The sequence below is a fragment of the Bradyrhizobium sp. 33ap4 genome (assembly GCF_032654765.1).
GTDB lineage: Bacteria > Pseudomonadota > Alphaproteobacteria > Rhizobiales > Xanthobacteraceae > Bradyrhizobium > Bradyrhizobium australafricanum.
The window spans coordinates 42,253-60,100 of sequence record NZ_JAUMTJ010000040.1 but is presented as its reverse complement, the minus strand read 5'-3'; the positions used below and the strand labels follow the sequence as shown (position 1 = coordinate 60,100).

14 protein-coding genes and 1 pseudogene are annotated in these 17,848 nt (G+C 64.9%); 4 read left to right on the top strand and 11 right to left on the bottom strand.

The window, feature by feature from the left end:
• The first annotated feature begins 106 nt into the window (after positions 1–106).
• From ppk2 to Q2M23_RS27995, 3 genes are all read left to right on the top strand, one after another.
• The gene (ppk2, locus tag Q2M23_RS28005) at positions 107–1,039 is read left to right on the top strand and encodes a polyphosphate kinase 2 (protein WP_316397724.1); all 933 of its coding nucleotides are present in this window, start codon (positions 107–109) and stop codon (positions 1,037–1,039) included.
• A gap of 339 nt (positions 1,040–1,378) precedes the next feature.
• Positions 1,379–1,801, top strand: a complete 423-nt coding sequence (locus Q2M23_RS28000) for a DUF6294 family protein (protein ID WP_028331873.1) — start codon at positions 1,379–1,381, stop codon at positions 1,799–1,801.
• A 173-nt stretch (positions 1,802–1,974) separates the two neighbouring features.
• Complete coding sequence (locus Q2M23_RS27995) at positions 1,975–2,853, top strand: transporter substrate-binding domain-containing protein (protein ID WP_057017505.1); 879 nt, start codon at positions 1,975–1,977, stop codon at positions 2,851–2,853.
• A 162-nt stretch (positions 2,854–3,015) separates the two neighbouring features.
• Here Q2M23_RS27995 and Q2M23_RS27990 read toward each other — a convergent pair whose 3' ends face one another.
• From Q2M23_RS27990 to Q2M23_RS27955, 9 genes and pseudogenes are all read right to left on the bottom strand, one after another.
• Complete coding sequence (locus Q2M23_RS27990; RefSeq protein ID WP_316397723.1) at positions 3,016–3,684, bottom strand: amino acid ABC transporter permease; 669 nt, start codon at positions 3,682–3,684, stop codon at positions 3,016–3,018.
• 58 nt (positions 3,685–3,742) lie between these two features.
• Positions 3,743–4,360, bottom strand: coding sequence for an NAD(P)/FAD-dependent oxidoreductase (locus Q2M23_RS44090; protein WP_410469772.1), 618 nt, complete (start codon positions 4,358–4,360; stop codon positions 3,743–3,745).
• A gap of 113 nt (positions 4,361–4,473) precedes the next feature.
• Positions 4,474–4,950, bottom strand: a pseudogene (locus Q2M23_RS44085) (FAD-dependent oxidoreductase); the annotation flags it as partial.
• A gap of 58 nt (positions 4,951–5,008) precedes the next feature.
• Positions 5,009–5,767, bottom strand: coding sequence for an SDR family NAD(P)-dependent oxidoreductase (locus Q2M23_RS27980; RefSeq protein ID WP_316397722.1), 759 nt, complete (start codon positions 5,765–5,767; stop codon positions 5,009–5,011).
• Positions 5,768–5,874: 107 nt separating this feature from the next.
• Positions 5,875–6,957 carry a zinc-binding dehydrogenase gene (locus Q2M23_RS27975; protein WP_316397721.1) on the bottom strand — a complete coding sequence of 361 codons (1,083 nt, stop codon included), beginning with the start codon at positions 6,955–6,957 and terminating at the stop codon, positions 5,875–5,877.
• A gap of 101 nt (positions 6,958–7,058) precedes the next feature.
• Entirely contained in the window at positions 7,059–10,946 is a 3,888-nt protein-coding gene (locus Q2M23_RS27970; protein WP_316397720.1) for an autotransporter domain-containing protein, read from the bottom strand.
• Between the two features lie 246 nt (positions 10,947–11,192).
• The gene (locus tag Q2M23_RS27965; protein ID WP_253590479.1) at positions 11,193–12,137 is read right to left on the bottom strand and encodes a DMT family transporter; all 945 of its coding nucleotides are present in this window, start codon (positions 12,135–12,137) and stop codon (positions 11,193–11,195) included.
• Positions 12,138–12,369: 232 nt separating this feature from the next.
• The gene (locus Q2M23_RS27960) at positions 12,370–13,209 is read right to left on the bottom strand and encodes an aldo/keto reductase (RefSeq protein ID WP_316397719.1); all 840 of its coding nucleotides are present in this window, start codon (positions 13,207–13,209) and stop codon (positions 12,370–12,372) included.
• Positions 13,210–13,475: 266 nt separating this feature from the next.
• Complete coding sequence (locus tag Q2M23_RS27955; protein WP_316397718.1) at positions 13,476–14,960, bottom strand: aldehyde dehydrogenase family protein; 1,485 nt, start codon at positions 14,958–14,960, stop codon at positions 13,476–13,478.
• Between the two features lie 118 nt (positions 14,961–15,078).
• Between Q2M23_RS27955 and Q2M23_RS27950 the strand changes: the two genes are divergently transcribed.
• Entirely contained in the window at positions 15,079–16,164 is a 1,086-nt protein-coding gene (locus Q2M23_RS27950; protein WP_316397717.1) for a substrate-binding domain-containing protein, read from the top strand.
• 94 nt (positions 16,165–16,258) lie between these two features.
• Here Q2M23_RS27950 and Q2M23_RS27945 read toward each other — a convergent pair whose 3' ends face one another.
• Complete coding sequence (locus Q2M23_RS27945; protein WP_316397716.1) at positions 16,259–17,158, bottom strand: SMP-30/gluconolactonase/LRE family protein; 900 nt, start codon at positions 17,156–17,158, stop codon at positions 16,259–16,261.
• A gap of 195 nt (positions 17,159–17,353) precedes the next feature.
• Positions 17,354–17,779 (bottom strand): globin family protein, encoded by a 426-nt coding sequence (locus Q2M23_RS27940; protein ID WP_057017511.1) that lies wholly within the window; start codon positions 17,777–17,779, stop codon positions 17,354–17,356.
• Positions 17,780–17,848 lie beyond the last annotated feature (69 nt).

Below are 17,848 nucleotides of genomic sequence, written 5' to 3'. Positions count from 1 at the left end.
TCCGCCCGGCGGCGTGAAACAGCGGTCACGGCATTGTCATAGAGGGGTAACATCGCCCGTCAATGCTGCCGTCCGATCCATCTAACACACTGAAAGACGGACCTTCATGACGACCTCCGCCCTCACCGACGAAGCCTCCCGGGATGAAGCCTTGCGCGCCCGCATCCATCAGGAGATGGCCGACAGCCTCGACGAGGAACTCGAGCTCGAGCTCGACGACATGAGGCTCGACGAGCTCGACCATGACGGCGCCGCCGGCAGGCCGTCGATCGACCGCAAGTTCTATTTCCGCGAATTGCTGCGGCTGCAGGGCGAGCTGGTCAAGCTGCAGGACTGGGTGCAGCACGAGAAGAAGAAGGTCGTCGTGCTGTTCGAGGGCCGCGATTCCGCCGGCAAGGGCGGCGTGATCAAGCGCATCACCCAGCGGCTCAACCCGCGGGTCTGCCGGATCGCGGCGCTGCCGGCGCCGAACGAGCGCGAGCGCACGCAATGGTACTTCCAGCGCTATGTCTCGCATCTGCCGGCCGGCGGCGAGATCGTGCTGTTCGACCGCAGCTGGTACAACCGCGCCGGCGTCGAGAAGGTGATGGGGTTCTGCAGCGACGAGCAGTATGAGGAATTCTTCAACTCGGTGCCGGAATTCGAGCGCATGCTGAGCCGCTCCGGCACCGTCCTCCTGAAATACTGGTTCTCGATCACCGACGAGGAACAGGCGTTCCGCTTCTCGATGCGGATCCAGGATCCGCTGAAGCAGTGGAAGCTGAGCCCGATGGACGTCGAGGCGCGGACCCGCTGGGAGCTCTACACCAAGGCGAAGGAAACGATGCTGGAACGCACGCACCTGCAGGACTCGCCGTGGTGGATCGTCGATGCAGTCGACAAGAAGCGCGCCCGGCTCAACTGCATCTCGCATCTCTTGAGCCTGATCCCCTATCAGGCGGTCACCCACCAGCCGGTGGTGCTGCCGCCGCGGGTGCGCAACCCGGACTATCACCGCGGCCCGATCCCGCAGGAGATGTACGTGCCGGGACGATATTGATTCTGGGCACGAGCACGCTCTGTCCTCCCCCGCTTACGGGCAGGGCAATCGCATATGGAATGAACGGATTCTTCCGCGCCGTCATGGCCGGGCTTGTCCCGGCCATCCACGTCTTTTCTTCGCGTGGAAACGAAGACGTGGATGCCCGGGACAAGCCCGGGCATGACGAGTTTGTGGGAACTCCGATCGCCTCAAACGGCCATATGCGATTGCCCTACGCTTACGGGGAGGATCACTAAATCGCGATTGTAGATTGTGAGGCAGCTCACTGGTCCTTTTGCGCCCTCCCTTTAAACCAGAGGTTGCTCGCAATTCGCGGGCTAGAAGGAGGCGTACGCTATGTTGAAAGAACATCTTGAAAGCAAAAGCTCGGCGACCGACCAGCCAGAAAGCTATAAGGGTGTTGCGACACATGCTATCCAAACCCTTGACCTCAGTTGGAGCGCGCCTATTCGTTACGGCGATTGCAAGCTGTCCGGCTTCTTGAACGGCACCCTGAACAACGGCCCCACTCTCAGGCTTCGTTCTGACGGAACAGCAGAATTGCTGGCAAAATTTTTCTCGACCGACGACGGTGATGTTTGGGTTATCGATCGTCTCGTTCTTTTGGACATTCACGGGACGGTGCTTTTTCAATTTCCACACCTTTCAAGTCCAGAAACCCAGACAGACAACCAAGTGCTCGATTGGGTAGCCGAACTGAGCTTCCCCGCCGTTTTCTTTTCTTCGGTCACAGGGGCGAACATGACCTATCGTTGCTAACCCCTAAGGGCGCGGTTCGCGGCTTATTCGACCTCCCCCACAAGCGGGAGAGGTGAAGTCCGGCACGTAGGCGACCGCGCCCTCGCCTTGCCTACCAATGGTGCAGGCGCGCGCACTTGCTGGCACCGGATACCGACGCTAGGCTTCCCCCGATCTGGTGCAGGGAGGCCCGCTTGACTCAATCCGACGACATCAAAATCTCCGAAGATCGCCGCGACGCGCTGCGCTATGCGCTCGGGATCGGCAGCGGCGCGGCGCTCGCGGCCGCGATGGCAACGCCGGCCTCGGCGCAGACGCCAGCCGACAACACGCTGGATCGCATCCGGGCCAACAAGGTGCTGCGGATCGCGGTGCTGCCGGGCGAGCTGCCCTATTTCAACAAGGACCTCGCCTCGGGCACCTGGTCCGGCTTCTCGATCGAGATGGCCAACGACCTGGCCAAACTGCTCGACGTCAAGCTGGAATATGTCGAGTCGACCTACGGCAATTCAATCCTTGATCTGCAGGCCAACAAGATCGACCTCGGCTTCGCGCTCAACCCGACGCCGCAGCGCGCGCTGGTGGTCGATTTCACCAATCTGGTGTTCCCGCATCCGTTCGGCGCGATGCTGAGGAAGGGGCTGGAAGCCAAGACCTGGGCCGACATCAACAAGCCCGAGGTCAAGATCGCGGTCGACGTCGGCTCGGCCAACGAGGCGGTGGCGCGCCGCTTTGCGCCGAACGCCACCATCAAGTCGCTGAAGTCGCGCGACGAGGTGATGCTGGAAATGTCGTCGGGTCGCGTCGATTGCGTGGTCAACGCGCTGGTGCTCGGGCTGACCGCGATCGCCAAGAACCCGAACCTCGGCACCTACAAGATCCTGGCCTCGCCATCGGTGACGATCGCGAGCGGCACGGCGGTACGGCGCGAAGCCGACAAGCGCTGGCGCGATTTTCTCTCGGTGTGGATCGACTACAACCGCGGCATCGGCCAGATGCGCGAATGGTTCGTCAAGGGCCTCGGCCTTGCCGGCGTCAAGCCCGAGGATGTACCGGTGGAGTTGAGTATCTGAGGCGATTGCCGAGACGGCAGTGATCTCCCTCTCCCGCTTGCGGGGAGGGCCGGGGTGGGGGTGTCGCCACAAGCGACACCCTATGTATGGAGAGAGCCCCCACCCGGATCGCATCTAACGATGCGATCCGACCTCCCCCGCAAGCGGGAGAGGTCAAGCAACTCACACCCTGTCGTAGGTCAGCCCGCGCTCCAACCGCCTCGCCACCAGCGTCGACGGGAACAGGATCGCAAAATAGATCAGCGCCACGATGGTGTAGACCTCGAGCGGCCGGTAGGTGTCGGCGTTGATCAACGTCGCGTTGTAGACGAGATCGGGTACCGCGATGATCGAGACCAGCGAGGTGTTCTTGAGCTGCGTGACCGACTGGTTGACATAGGGCGCCATCATCGGCTTCAGCGCCTGCGGCAGGATCACGAGCCGCATCAGGCGCCAGCCGCGGAAGCCGAGCGCCTTCGCCGCGTCCCACTGCCCGACCGGCACGCTCTCGATCGAGCCGCGCACGATCTCGGCATAGAATGCGCCGCCATAGAGCGACAGCACGCTGACGGCGGCGACATGCGCCGGGATGTTGACGCCGATCACGACCGGAAACGCGTAGTAGAACCAGATGATCTGCACCAGCAGCGGCGTGCAGCGGAACAATTCGATATAGGCGATCAGGAGCCAGTCGATCACGGGAATGCGCCGCAGCCGCAGCATGCCGACGATCAGGCCGATCAGGGTCCCGAGGATGATGGTGCCGATCGTGTAGGCGATGGTCCAGCCGAGCCCGAGCCAGAACAGATGGCTGTACTTGGCAAGGATGCCGAAATCCCAGACGTAGTTCATCCTGCCCCTCGGTTGCCGCGCGCTTGATCGCCAAGCATTGCAGGCGGTCTCGCGCGAGTCACGCGATATACCGGGCGGGCGAAAATGCCCGCACCTCGAACGGCGGCGCATCGCCCGCGATCATCGCCGCAATTGCGGCGCCCGTTCCGGGGCCGGTGGTGAAGCCGACATGCTGGTTGCCGAAGGCGAACCAGAGCCCGCGATGTCGCGGCGCCGCGCCGATCATCGGCAGGCTGTCGGGCAGCGTCGGCCGCGCGCCGCGCCAGCGCTCGCCGAGCGCATCGCCAAATTCAACCACGCTGCGCGCCATCGGCACCACCGCCTCGAGCTGCGAAAAATTCGACGGCGCGTCGCGCGCAGTGAGCTCGACGCCGCTGGTGACGCGAACGCCCTGCTCCATCGGCGTCATCAGAAAGCCGCCCTCCGCATCATGGATCGGCCGCAGCAATTTGCGTGCCGGATTCGACACGAAATGCTGGTGATAGCCGCGCTCGAACGCCAGCGGCACGCGATAGCCGAGCGGCTGCAGCAGCTCGGCCGACCACGGCCCGAGCGCGACCACGACATGGCGCGCGGCGATCTCGCCGTCGGCGAGCTGCACGCGCCAGCCGTCGCCGTGCGGCTCGATCCGCCGGATTCCGGATTGCCTGATCGTGCCCCCGCCAGCGGCGAACATCTGCGCGTAGGCCTTGACCACTGCGCCGGGTGAATCGACCGATGCCGTCTGCGTGTGTGCAGCAGGCCGACGCTATAGGCAGGAATGATGTTGGGCTCGAGCGCGGAGATCGCCTGGCGATCAAGCACCTCGCTCCTGATGCCGAACTCGGCGAGCGCTGCCTGCTCGGCCTGGGCGGCGGCGAGCCCGTCGCTGCGCCAGGCCTTGAGCCAGCCGGTCTCGCGGATGCGATGGCTGGCGCCGGCCTGCACGATCCAGTCGCGATGCAGCTTCAGCGAGGTCCTGATCAGGCCGTGCAGCGCGGCGGCGCGCGGTTTGGTCTGCGACGGCGTTGCCGCCGCGAGGAAGCGCATCACCCAGCCGGCATTGGCGAGCGCCCACGCAATGTTCCAGCGCAACGCCGGATGCGCGTTGGTCAGATATTTCGGCAGGTTCTTCAGCAGCGACGGCGTATTGAGCGGCAGGATCGAGCCCGAGGAGATGATGCCGGCATTGCCGTAGGAGGTTTCGCTGCCGGGCTCGCGGCGATCGACGACGACGACGGAGAGCCCGCGCTGTTGCGCGGCGAGGGCCGCCGAGACGCCGACCATACCGGCACCGAGCACCGCAACATCGACCTGCTCTGTTGGTTCGCCCTCGCTCATGGCGTCACATCAAGGTCAGGCCGCCATCGACCGGCAGCGTCGCGCCAGTGACGTGGCATGCTTCCGGCGACAGCAGGAAGGCGACGACGGCCGCGACCTCGTCGGCCTCGGCCAGCCGCTGCATCGGATTGGCCTTTGCGACGCTCTCCCAGGTCGCGGTGTCAAGCGCGCCGAACAGGCCGGGATCCTTGCGGGTGTAGCCCGGCATCACGGCGTTGGCGGTGGCGCCTGACGCGGCGAGCTCGATCGCGAGCGACTTCACCAGCACCTCGAGCGCGGCCTTCGCGGCGGCCGATCCCGGATAGGTGGCGCCGGGCACGAAGCGATGCGGCCCGAAGCTCGACACGGCGACGACGCGGCCTTGCGCGCTGCGCGTGAGGTCGGACAGCGCCGCCGCCGCGATTTCATGGAAGGCCGCAGCCATCACCGCGAAGGCGCGCTCCAGCGCCTCGCGCGGCAGGCTTAAGAATTCGCGCCGGTCGGCAAAACCCGCGGCGTGCACGATGGCGTCGATCGGACCGAACGCGGCCCGCGTTGCCGCGACCAGCGCGGTGCCGGCGCCGGCTTTGGCGAGATCGCCGGTGCTCACCTCGACCTTCGCGCCCTTGCTGCGGCATTCCTCCGCGACCGAATTCAGCCGCGCGAGGCCGGCGGCCTCGACGCCCTGTCCGTGCAGCATCAGGGATTGAGCGGGGCCGGCGAGCCGGCGCGCGACTGCGGCGCCGATGCCGGAGCCGCCTCCCGTGATGATCGAAATTCGCATGAGGTACGTGCTGTCAGTGCGATACGAGACAGCGAACTATAGATTCGGCGTCACGAAATGCAAACCGCGCCCCTGGCCATCAGTTTAGCGCCAGGTTCAACGCCAAATCAGCGCCACGGCTCGACCAGGATCTTGGTGTGCGCCTCGGGATTGGCGAGATCGGCAAACGCCTGCGCGACGCCGTCGATGCCGACGCGGCCAGTGACCAGCGATGCGGCATCGACCTGGCCTTCCGCGATCAGGCGCAGCGAATAGGCGAATTCCTCGGGCGTGTAGCCGAGCACATATTGGACGTTGAGCTCCTTGATGATGCCGAGCATCGGCTCGGACTTGTCGGTCTCCATGCAGACGCCGACCACGACGACACGGGCGCTGCGCGGGGCGCCCTCGAACACCTGCTGCAGCACGCCGGGCACGCCGACGCATTCGAAGATCAGCGCAGGCTTCAGCGGCGGCAGCAGCGCCTGCATCGGCGGACGCGCCGCCTTCTCCGCATCGGTCATCTGGGCGTGCTCGGCCCAGCTCGCATAGGGCTGCGTCCTGGCGGGATCGACCACCACATCGGCGCCCATCTTCTCGGCGAGCAGGCGCCGCGCCGGCGAATAATCCGCAGCAACGATCGGTCCGAGCCCCCTGATCTTCAGCGCCGCGATCACCGCCAGCCCGACCGGTCCGCAGCCGATCACCAACGGCACCTCGCCGCCCTGGATGTTGGCCATCGCCACCGCATGCACGCCGACCGCAAGCGGTTCGGTGAGCGCGGCGTGCTCGGCCGCAAGCCCGTTCGGCACTTCGAGCAGCAGCGGCTCGCTGAGCAGCATCTGCTCGGCATAGCCGCCGAGATAATCGTTGGAATAGCCGATGCCCTTCGGGCCCTCCGGCGTCAGCAGCGCCGGCAGCGAGCACACTTTCGTCCCGGGCTTCAGCTTGCGCGTCGTGTTCGGGCCGTAGTCGAGGACCTCGCAGCAGAACTCATGGCCGAACACGACGTCGCACGACAGATCCATCGGCGTGCGACCGGGCAGGAACTTGCTCAGCTCCACCATGCGGTGGGCATGCTTGCGTGCGTGCAGATCGGAACCGCAGATGCCGCAGGCGAGCGATTTGACCAGCACCTGGCCGGCGCCGGGCTTCGGCTCGGGCACCCGGTCGACGACAATCTCGCCGTTCCTGAAGATCGCTGCGCGCATATTCCCTCCCGCGTGGGTTTTGTCCCACTCATTTTGATGCGATGCTGTCGCGGATCAAGTCCGGGACAAGCTTTCGCCGCAGGAGGCTATAGCACGGAGGGTCACCACGTATAGCGCATAACGCCCTTGCCGGCGTAAGACTGTGTCACGTTGGAGAATTCGCCCTCGAAGGTCGCGGCGGCCGACCAGCCGTTGCGCCACTTCAGCTCGGCGGAGGCGGTGGTCAGCGCCGAGTCGCTGGCCTGCGCCGCGCCGTTGACCATGAAGGCCGCGCCGGGCAGCGTCTGGAACACCGCACCAACGGCGCGGTCCGGATTGAAGTCATGCGCCCAGGCAACGCGGCCGCGCAGCGTGAAGATGCCGCCGTCAATAACGAACGATTTGTCGGAGCGCAGACCGAGTTCGCTCCGGACGTCGGTGACGCTCTTCGCGGCATAATTCAGCGCGAAGGCACCGCCGCCGGAGACCACGCTCTCCGCATAGGCCGGCAGCTCGAAGCTCGTGAACTGCGCCGCCGCATAAGGCGTCAGCCCGATCCACGGCGTGGCAGTGCGATAGCCGCCCTCGAGCCGGCCCGACCAGGCATTGGCATTGAAGTTGGCGCGCAGATGATCGGCGCCGGCCGCGGCGACGATGCGATCGGTGGTGACATCCTGCCAGCCATAGGCGAGCGCCGCGCTCAAGTACGCCGCGCCGACGCTGTGGCGAACGAACGCACCGGCCTGGAACAGATCAGAGCGGCCCCAGCCGAGACCGTTGACGCTGAAGCTGCTCGCGCCGCCGGCGAGCGCAAAGCCGGCAATGGTGTTCGGCGAGAAGCGGTAGTCGGCGCCAACCGCGGTGCCATAGAGGCTGCTGCTGGTGTTGTTCGAGCCCAGCACCGCATTGCCGCTGGTGGTCTGCGAGCCGCCATAGCCCGCCGCCCATACGCTCCAGCGCTGCTCGAAATCGATCAGCCGCGGCGGCGCCTTGGTATAGATCGCGGCCAGCGCATCGCGCGGCTCGCTCTGGCGCGCCGCATAGGCGAGCGGCATGCTCTTCTCGGCGAACGGCGTCGCCCCCGCGCCGCCGCCAAACCCACCATCGCGCCCGGCGACGAACGGATCGGTCAGCAGACCGAGGAACAGGCCCATCGCGTTGAACGTCGCCTGCTGCGAACCGGTCGCGCCCTCGCCCGAGGCCTGCGTCAAGCCGGCCGGCGACAGCCCGGCGAACACCGCGTTGATACCGCCATTGGCGTTGAAGAAGTTCTGCAGTGTGGCGGCGACGTTCTGCTGATTGACGTTCAGCTTCGACTTCGCGCCGTAATCGAGCGTGAAGTTCAGATAGGTGTTGCTCGCGTCATAGCCGAGCGTCGCGACGAGGTTCGACGGCAGCCCGGTTGAATCGATACCGGCGAACGTGCCGTTGCGGCCGCCGGCCGCCGACAGGATGGTGTATTGCTTGGCAATCGTACTGCCGGCGGCGACGCTGACGCCGACCGATCCGGCCAGCGTCGCACTGCCGCTGACCTTGGCCAAGGTGGACGCCGTCGAATTGAGCCCGACGAGGTACAGTGCCCCCGACTGGAAGGCGAGGTTGCCCGCCACGTTCAGGGATGTGCCTGGTGTCGCGTTGCCGGGCATCAGGATGCCGCCGCTTGCAATCGTCGTGTTGCCGACGGTGCCGATGCCGGAGAGCGCGCCGCCGGCATTCACCGTGGTGAGGCTCGACGAGGCGATCGAGCCGTCGACCTGCAGCATGCCGCCATTGACGACGGTGGTGCCGGTGTAGGTATTGGTGCCCGACAGGGTCAGCGTGCCGCTGCCGGTCTTTTCAAAATTCGCCGGACCGGTGCGACCGCCGCCGAAACAGCCACAGATATGGAATGGGTTCAACGGATCGAAGTCGGCAAGCACGCCGCTGAGCGTCGTCGAGAGATTATTGCTGCCAACGGCGAGGGTGTTGCCTGAGCCGATATAATAGAAGCCGGAGCCTGCGATCGAACCCGCGGTGATGCGCCCGTCGCTGTTCAGCCCCGTGCTGAGCGAGAAATCGACCAGTCCGGTGCCGTTGGTGATGAACTGTGCGTTGCCGCCGGTCGCGTTGTTGAAGAACTTAATGGTACTGCCGGCTTCAGTGGTAATGGTGGCGTCGCCCGCGGTAGCGAACGCCGTGAAGATGTGTTGGCTGCCGGCCTGGTTGTCGATAATCGCATTGCCCGCGGTGGCATAGGCATCGAACTGGAGAACGCCGCCAGCCCGATTGACGATCGTCGCGTTGGCCGCGGTCGGCGCCTCCACCGGGTTGATACCGACAGATCCGAAATAGAGCACGCCGCTGTTGTCGAAACTGGCGTTCGCCGCCGTGCTGTTCTGAAAAAAGGCGACCTGACCGCCCGCGAGCGTAACGATGGTTGCCGAAGCCGCAGATGAGGACTCGAAAAACTGCGTCGAGCCGCCATTGGTGCCGTTGGTGATGGTGGCCTGCCCTGCATTGGTGTGGCCCAGAAACACCGCGGCGCCGCCGTTGGAGTTGTCGATCACGGCCTTGGCGGCCGTGCTGGTGTCGGAGCCGCCGGGAGGACCAAACGCGTCGCCGAACACCACAGTGCCGCCGTTGGTGTTGGTGAACCTGGCGTTGCCGGCAGAACTGGTGTCGCGGAACACTGTGAGCGCACCATCGGTGTTGCTCACGGTGGCATTGCCAGCGGTGCTGCTGTCGCGAAACTCCGTGATGCCGAAATTCTGGTTGACGATCGTCGCCGTCGACGCCGTGGTGGAATTGTAGAACGTCGTGGTGGCGATCCCGTTGAAGCCGTCGTTGACGATCTTGGTGATGCCCGCGGTGTTGGCATTCACGATGTCGAACTTGCCGTCGACGGCGACCTCGCCGACGATCGAAGCGGTGTGGCTGGCGTCGCCGAGTTGCAATGTCGCGCAATCGCAGATCGTGGTGCCGCCGGTGTAGGTGTTGGTGCCGAGCAGCACCACGCGGCCGAGGCCGCCTGAATTATCCAGCACGGTCAGCTTGCCGGGGCCGTTGCCGTCGGCGATGTTGCCGGCGATCGTGAGCGTGACGCCATTGGCATCGATCGCGCTGCCGATGGCCGACGTATTGATCTTGAAGTTGTTGGCGAAGGTCAGGTTGCTGAGGCCGTCGGCCTGAAACGAGGCATTGTCGAGCGTGACGGTGCCTGACCCGACCGAACTGTTGTTGCTGACGACAACGGTCGTATCGACCACCAGCGTGCCGCCGGAATAGGTGTTGGCGCCGGAGAGCTGCACATTGGAGAATCCGGACGCGGACGAGTCGATCAGGCGCAGAACCCCGGCGCCGACGCCGTCGGCGATCACGCCCTGGAGATTGACCTGGGCGCCGTTCGCATCGACCGTGCCGCCGGCCGCATTGACCGCGATGTTGTTGGCGAAGGCGACGCTCGAGACCGTCGGCGACTGCATCTGGAACGTGCCGCCATTGAGCGTGATGGTGCCGGTGCCGACCGAATCCGCATTCGTCACCTGCACGGTTCCGGCGGAGATCAGCGTGCCGCCGGAATAGGCATTGGTGCCCGCGAGCACCAGCGTGCTGTTGCCGAGCTGCTGCACCATCGCCGGACCGCCAATGCCGTCGGTGAGGTTGGCGTTGATCGTGATGGTCTGGCCGTTGTTGGCCTGGTTGATCAGGCCGCCGGTCGGCCCGGACAGGCTGAAGCCAACCGGGTTGCCATTGATCGTGTAGGATTGCGAATTGGCGGTGAAGCTCCAGGACCCCGGCAGCATCAAGCCGGGCCCGATGGTGACCGTCGCCGATCCCGATGAATCGAAAATGGCTGACTGGTTCGGGAGGATCGGCGGCGCGCCGGCCGACGTGGTCGACCAGTTGCTCGGGAGTTCGTAGACATCGGTGCTCGTCGAGCTGCCCGTGCCGCCCCAGGTGTAGCTTTGCGCTTGTGCCGAGCCGGTCGGCAACTCGATTGCGCTGGTCAGGGCGCAGAGTGCCAAGGCCATCGCAGCGCGAGACGACCGACCGCCTGACAGGAAAAAGAACGAACCAAAATGCACTTACCCGACCCCCAAACGCTCTGCGGCGCTCTTGGGGCTAGGGTTAGCACGCGGCGAAGTGTGAGGTTGCCGATCGTTTCCGAAATCCGGTGATTCAGCGATCCGAGATCAAAGATTTCGGCCCGACTGTTGTACCCGCGCAACGCTAGTTGAAGCCGGCTTCGCAACCGACGCACGATTTCGTCCGGACGCTCAGGCGTTCGGCGACGGCTCGCTGGCCACGGTCAGCAGCTGCGACCGTCGGACGCGCTCGCGATGCGCGGTGTAGAGGCCTGAGGCGACGATGAAGCCGGCGCCGAGAATGGTCCAACGGTCGGGCACTTCGCCGAAGATCATGAAGCCGAGGATGCTGACCCACAGCAGCTGCGTGTAGGAGAACGGCGCGAGCACCGAGGCATCGCCATAGCGGAACGCCAGCACCACGATCCACTGTCCGACGGTGGACGCAACGCCGATCAGGATGCCGAACATGATGTCGTGCCAGCTCGGCGTGACCCAGACGAACGGCACCAGCGCGCTGACGATGGCGACGCCGACGATCGACGAATAGGTCATCACGGTGATCGGGCGCTCGCTGCCGCTCATCATACGCGTCAGGATCAACGTAGCCGCCCACGCCAGCGCCGAGACGATCGGAAAGATCGCGGCGGGATGGAAGGCACTGGTGCCCGGCCGCAGGATGATGAACACGCCGGCGAGGCCGACCGCGGTCGCGATCCAGCGTCGCATGCCGACCCTCTCACCGAGGAAAGCGATCGACAGCGCGGTGACGAACAGCGGCGAGACGAAGCTGGTGGCGGAGGCTTCGGCGATCGGCAGGAAGCCGAGCCCCGTGATGAAGATCAGCGAGGAGCCAAGCAGCGCGGCGCCGCGCAGCACGTGCAGGCCGGGACGGCTGCTGCGCAGCGCGAACAGCGGCGAGCCTGGCAGCATCGCCGGCGTCATGATCATCGCAAACACCAGGAAGCGGATCCAGGCGATCTCGATCGAGGGCAGCGTGGAGGAGAGATATTTTGCCGTGACGTCGGAGGTGCCCAGGAACACGGTCGACAGCAGGATCAGCGCGATGCCCTTGAACGGCCGGTCGGTGCGGGCGGGCGCCTTGCTTGTCGCTGCGGGCGCGGTCTTTGCGGGCAATGAAAGGGGAACGCTGTCCAGCCTGGCGGCCACGGCTGCGGGGGGCGGTGTCACGGCAATCTCGAAGGCAAATAAAGGGAATCTGCTCCTCGTACAAAACGCCAATTCCGCCGCGAGAACAATGCCCGAAAACGGGACTCCGATATGCGCCAGCGCGCGCGACCGCCCGCCGCAGGCCGTGTGCCGCCGCAACTGCAACAGTTTGTTAAGAACTGTGTGGAGCGGAACGCCCTCAGAGCATCGGCAGCGAGCGCGGCTTCGGCCCGCGCGGGAACGCGGCATCGAGCGCGGCGAGTTCATCGCCGCTGAGCTTCAGAGTTCCTGCCGCCGCATTCTCCGCCGCGTGTTCCGCGTTCGACGCCTTCGGAATCGCGAGCACCGACGGCAGCCGCGTGAGGAAACTTAGCGCCACCTGGCGCGGCGTTGCCTTGTGCGCCTGCGCGATCGATTGCAGCAGCGTGCCGGCCCTGCTCGACGACGAAGGAAAATCATTGTGACCGAACGGCGAATAGGCGACGACGGCGACGCCGTGCTGCTCGCACCACGGGATCACGGCGTGCTCGATGGCGCGCTCCTGCAGATGGTAGAGCACCTGGTTGCAGGCAATCTTGCCTTCACCCGCGACATCGAGCAGTTCGTCGAGATCCTCGGTGTCGAAATTACTGACGCCCCAGGACCGGACCTTGCCCGCCGCGATCAATTCGTCGAACGCCGCGACCGTCTCGGCAAGCGGAGTGGTTCCGCGCCAGTGCAACAGATAGCAATCGAGGCGATCGGTCTTCAGCCGCTTCAGCGAGCGCTCGCAGGCGGTGATAGTGCCGCGCCGCGAGGCGTTGCTCGGCAGGACCTTCGAGACCAGGAACAGTTCGTCGCGCCGGCCGGACATCGCATCCGCGATCACGAGCTCGGCGTCGCCATACATCTCGGCGGTGTCGATATGCGTCATGCCGGCATCGATGCCGCGCTTCAGCGCAGCGACGGCCGCCTTGCGGTCACCGCGATCGAGATACCAGGTGCCCTGCCCGATCACCGAGACCTGCGGGCCGTTGTCGCCGAATTTTTTCGTCTGCACGATCGCCTCGTTCTGCGTAGTTCCCTTGTGGCTCCGCGCAGGACGATAAAGCATACCGACGACCATGTCTCCACATCGTCATCCCGGCGATATCTCCACATCGTCGTCCCGGCGAAGGCCGGGACCCATACTCTGCAGCAGTCGTCGTTGGCGGGACTCGTCATTCCACCCGTTGTGCAACAACAGATGTTCGTGGTTATGGGTCCCGGCCTTCGCCGGGACGACAGCTGTATTGTGACGCGCGCTCTCGCGTCTGTCGACGCGCATCAAGCGTTGAGGTTCATCCACACCGCCTTCGGCTCGGTAAAGTTATCGAGCGCGGCGGTGCCGTGCTCGCGGCCGAGGCCGGAGTCACGCTCACCGCCCCACGGCAACCGCACGTCGGTGTAGCCATAGGTATTGATCCACACCGTGCCGGCGCGGGCCTTTTTGGCGAAGCGCTGCACGCGGCCCATATCCGCGCTCCAGACGCCGGCAGCGAGGCTGTAGGCGGTGCCGTTGGCGATGCGCAGCGCATCGGCCTCGTCCTTGAACTTGATCACGCTGACGACGGGGCCAAAAATCTCCTCCTGCGAGATGCGCATCTCGTGCGCAACGTTGGCGAACACCGCGGGGCTGATGAAATAGCCGAGGTCACCGACCCGCGCACCGCCGGTGGCCAGCAGCGCGCCCTCATGCTTGCCGATCTCGACATAATCGAGGATCGAGCGCATCTGCTTCTCGGAGATGACTGGCCCGAGCGCGGTGGCGCGATCGGCGGGATCGCCGATCCGCAACGCTTCCGCACGGTCGACCAGACGCTCGACCACCTCGTCATAGGCGTTCTCCTGCACCAGCACGCGCGAGCCGGCCGAGCAGACCTGCCCGGCGTTGAAGAAGATGCCGGCAGCCGCGGCCTTGGCAGCGGCTTCGAGATTGGCATCGTCGAAGATCACATTGGCGGACTTGCCGCCGAGCTCGAGCGAGACCCGTTTGAAGTTGCCGGCGGCGCCCTTCATGATGCCGCGGCCGACGCCGGGCGAGCCGGTGAACGTCACCTTGTCGACATCGGGATGATTGACCAGCGCGTCGCCGACGACGCGACCGGGCCCGGTCACGATGTTGAGCACGCCCTTCGGCAAACCGGCCTCGAGCGCGAGCTCGCCGATCCTGAGCGCCGACAACGAGGTCAGCTCGGCCGGCTTCATCACCACCGTGCAGCCGCAGGCGAGCGCCGGCGCGAGCTTCCACATGCCGATCATCAGCGGGAAATTCCACGGCACGATCGCGGCGACCACGCCGACCGGCTCGCGCACCGTATAGGTCAGCGCGTCGTCGCGCGCCGTGACCACATCGCCGCTGATCTTGTCGGCCCAGCCGGCGTAGTAGGTCAGCGTGTCGATGGCGGCCGGAAAATCCTGGCGCAGCACACCCGCAATCGGCTTGCCGGCATCGAGGCTTTCGAGCGCGACAATCTCGTCGGCATGCTGCTTCAGCAGCTCAGCCCATCGGAGCAGAATGTGGCCACGTTCGGCCGCGCGCATGGTGCGCCACGGCCCCTCGAAGGCGCGGCGGGCAGCCGCCACGGCACGGTCGACATCCGCCTCATTGCCTTCGGCAATCGTAGCGATCACCTGCTCGGTGGCGGGATTGAGCGACTTGAAGGTATTTCCGGACAACGAACGGACGCGGGCGCCGTCGATCAGCAGCAGTTCGTCCCTGATGGTCGGGGCGCGGCGGGCGTCAGGCTCATAGTCATATGCAACGGACATCATATTTCCTCCTGGTGTTGTCACTCAACCTAGGAGGCTTTGATCTGTAGTAAATATGATATCTTGTGCCTATGGGCATGCCAAGGATATGAAGTCAATTTCATAAGTGGTGACCACGATGCTGCAGATCGAGATCGAGACCGTCTGGCGCTTTCGGAAAGAGGACAGCCCGCAGACACCGGTCGTGATGCTCGGCATCCTCAACGAGATCCGGAAGACCGGAAAGATCACCAGCGCCGCCAGCGACGCGCAGCTGTCGTATCGCCATGTCTGGAACCTGATCGAGCAATGGACCGAGTTCTTCGGCGTGCCGCTGGTGGAGACGCATCGCGGCAAGGGCTCGAAGCTGACGCCATTCGGCGAGAAGCTGGTGTGGGCCGGCGAGCGCATGCAGGCGCGGCTCGGGCTGCAGCTCGAGAACCTCGCGCAGGAACTGGTCACCGAGATCAAGCCATTTCTCGCGCAGCGACCGTCGGTGATCCGGGTCCATGCCAGCCACGGCTTTGCCGTGTCCAAGCTGCGCGAATTCCTTGATCGCGCGGGCGGCGTCGGCGTCGATCTGCGCTATGTCAGCAACCAGAACTCGCTGGTCTCGCTGGCGCAGGGCGCCTGCGATCTCTCCGGCGTGCACCTGCCGCGCGGCGAATTGCGCGCGCAGGGCATCAAGGCCTGCCGCGAATGGCTCGATCCGCGCGAGGACCGCGTCATCAATTTCGTGACCCGGGAGATGGGCCTGATGGTCAAGCGCGGCAACCCGCTGAAGATCACGACGCTGAAGGACCTCGTCGAGCGCAAGGCCCGTTTCGTCAACCGCGACCACGATTCCGGCACGCGGCTGCTATTCGATCAATTGCTGAGGCTGCATAAGATCCCGGAAGGGCGGATCAACGGCGCCCAGCATATGGAATTCACCCATGCGGCGGTCGCCGCCTATGTCGCGAGCGGCATGGCGGATGCGAGTTTTGGCGTCGAGGCCGCGGCGCGGCAGTTCGGGCTCGATTTCATCCGCCTGCTCACGGAAGATTATTTCTTCGTCTGCAAGCGCGCCTTCCTCGAGACCGAGCCGATGCAGCGCGTGCTCGACATCATGAAGAGCAGCGAGTTCCACAAGGCGGTGGGCGCCCTTCCCGGCTATGTCGCCTCCAACACCGGCGCCGTCAGCGGGGTGAAGGAGTTTCTTGAGAAGCTGCATTCGGACCGCTGATCAGCCAGACCCCGGCAACGGCCGACCTGATGGCCGTCGATCCTTCGGGACTTGCGCCAGGTGCGATGACGATGGTCGCCAGTCAGGAAGATAGCTAGCCGAGCCCGCTGATGTCGGCGACCAGCACCGAGCCAGTCACCGATTCCGTGATGTAGAGGCGGTCGCGGTCGGCGCCGCCGATGGCGACATTGGTGCAGCTCGGCCCGGCGCAGGACTTGATCCGCGCGATGCACTCGCCGTTCGGCGCAAACACGAAGACATGGCCGAGCGAGGCGTGCGCGACGAACAGCCGACCGGCGACGTCCATCGTCATGCCGTCGGGTCCACTCGGGCCGAATAGCGAGCAGAAGCGGCCGACCTTGGAGACGCTGCCGTCCTTCATGAACGGCGCGCGCCAGACCGCATTGTCGCGCGTCATCGCGACGAACAGCACCGCCTCGTGCGGATCGAGCACCAGGCCGTTCGGGCTGATGCCGGTGTCGATCAGGCAGTCGAGCGCTCCGTTCACCCGCAGCCGATAGACGCGGCCGGTCGGATCGTGCAGCCCGGTCTGGCCCTGATCGGTGAAATAGATGTCGCCGTTCGAGGCGATGTGCAGGTCGTTGCAGCCGCGGAACGATTCCGAGTTGCGCGAGCGCAGCAGCGGCGTGACCTCGCCGGACCTGGCGTCGAGCTCCATCAAGCCGTGCCGATAATCGGCGATCAGGATGCGGCCCATCGCATCGATCTTCAGCCCGTTCGGCCAGCCGTCATACTCGGCAACCTGCGAACACGACTTGTCCGGCGCGATCCTGAAGATGCGGCCAAACGGAATGTCGACGATGTAGAGATTGCCGTCGGCATCGAACGACGGTCCCTCGATGAAGCAGTCGGTCACCGCGCCCGGGCGGTTGGCGTCGGCCCATTCGCTCGCCACCCTGCGGCGGAATTCCGCCGGCACGGCGGAGAAGATTTCAGTCGCGATCAGTTTCGGCGGCGTTTCCAGGAACATCATTGTTGGTTCACCCGTTGGCGGAACGGGGCGAACCATAGAGAAGATTGCTGGCGCCGTCGAATACCCCAAAGCCCACCACGTCATTGCGAGCGAAGCGAAGCAATCCATACCTCCATGCGTGGCAAGATGGATTGCTTCGTCACTTCGTTCCTCGCAATGACGGTTGGACAGCCGTCCTGTGCTTACGACGTTTTCCTATTCGGCCGGCTGCGCCGGGCCATAGGCTTCCGAGATCATGTAGCCGGACAGCGTGCCGTACGCCGCGGTCCACGCGGCGGCGACGTCAGGTGTCCAGGCTTCGCCGAGCCCCTTCTCCAGCGTCCACAACAACGCGCCGCCGACCACCGGATAATGCTCGGGCTTGGCGCCGTAGCTGACATGCCGCTTGGCCAGCGCACTCGCGGCCGGCAGGATCGTGTCGAGATTGCTCAGCCCATTCACGACGACGGCAAGCGTCGTCATCAATTTCTTGCGCTGCTCCTTCATGTCGACCGGAAACATCGCCTTCACGGCGGGCGCGACTTCGAACAAGCGATCGTAGAAAATGACCGCGGCCTGCTCCGAGATCGGCGCGACCTTGCCAAAGCTGTCCTGAACCAGCTTGATTTGGGTCGGATTCATCTCAATTCTCCTCGGTCATGAAATAAGCTCTGAAGCGATTTTTCAAAACGCGAGCATCGGTAACCGAAG

Bases quoted from the DNA above. Each gene is read 5' to 3' on its own strand.
- ppk2 (WP_316397724.1), top strand. From the start codon at position 107: ATGACGACCTCCGCCCTCACCGACGAAGCCTCCCGGGATGAAGCCTTG.
- Q2M23_RS28000 (WP_028331873.1), top strand. From the start codon at position 1,379: ATGTTGAAAGAACATCTTGAAAGCAAAAGCTCGGCGACCGACCAGCCA.
- Q2M23_RS27990 (WP_316397723.1), bottom strand. From the start codon at position 3,684: ATGAACTACGTCTGGGATTTCGGCATCCTTGCCAAGTACAGCCATCTG.
- Q2M23_RS44090 (WP_410469772.1), bottom strand. From the start codon at position 4,360: ATGTTCGCCGCTGGCGGGGGCACGATCAGGCAATCCGGAATCCGGCGG.
- Q2M23_RS27980 (WP_316397722.1), bottom strand. From the start codon at position 5,767: ATGCGAATTTCGATCATCACGGGAGGCGGCTCCGGCATCGGCGCCGCA.
- Q2M23_RS27975 (WP_316397721.1), bottom strand. From the start codon at position 6,957: ATGCGCGCAGCGATCTTCAGGAACGGCGAGATTGTCGTCGACCGGGTG.
- Q2M23_RS27970 (WP_316397720.1), bottom strand. From the start codon at position 10,946: ATGGCCTTGGCACTCTGCGCCCTGACCAGCGCAATCGAGTTGCCGACC.
- Q2M23_RS27955 (WP_316397718.1), bottom strand. From the start codon at position 14,960: ATGTCCGTTGCATATGACTATGAGCCTGACGCCCGCCGCGCCCCGACC.
- Q2M23_RS27950 (WP_316397717.1), top strand. From the start codon at position 15,079: ATGCTGCAGATCGAGATCGAGACCGTCTGGCGCTTTCGGAAAGAGGAC.
- Q2M23_RS27945 (WP_316397716.1), bottom strand. From the start codon at position 17,158: ATGATGTTCCTGGAAACGCCGCCGAAACTGATCGCGACTGAAATCTTC.
- Q2M23_RS27940 (WP_057017511.1), bottom strand. From the start codon at position 17,779: ATGAATCCGACCCAAATCAAGCTGGTTCAGGACAGCTTTGGCAAGGTC.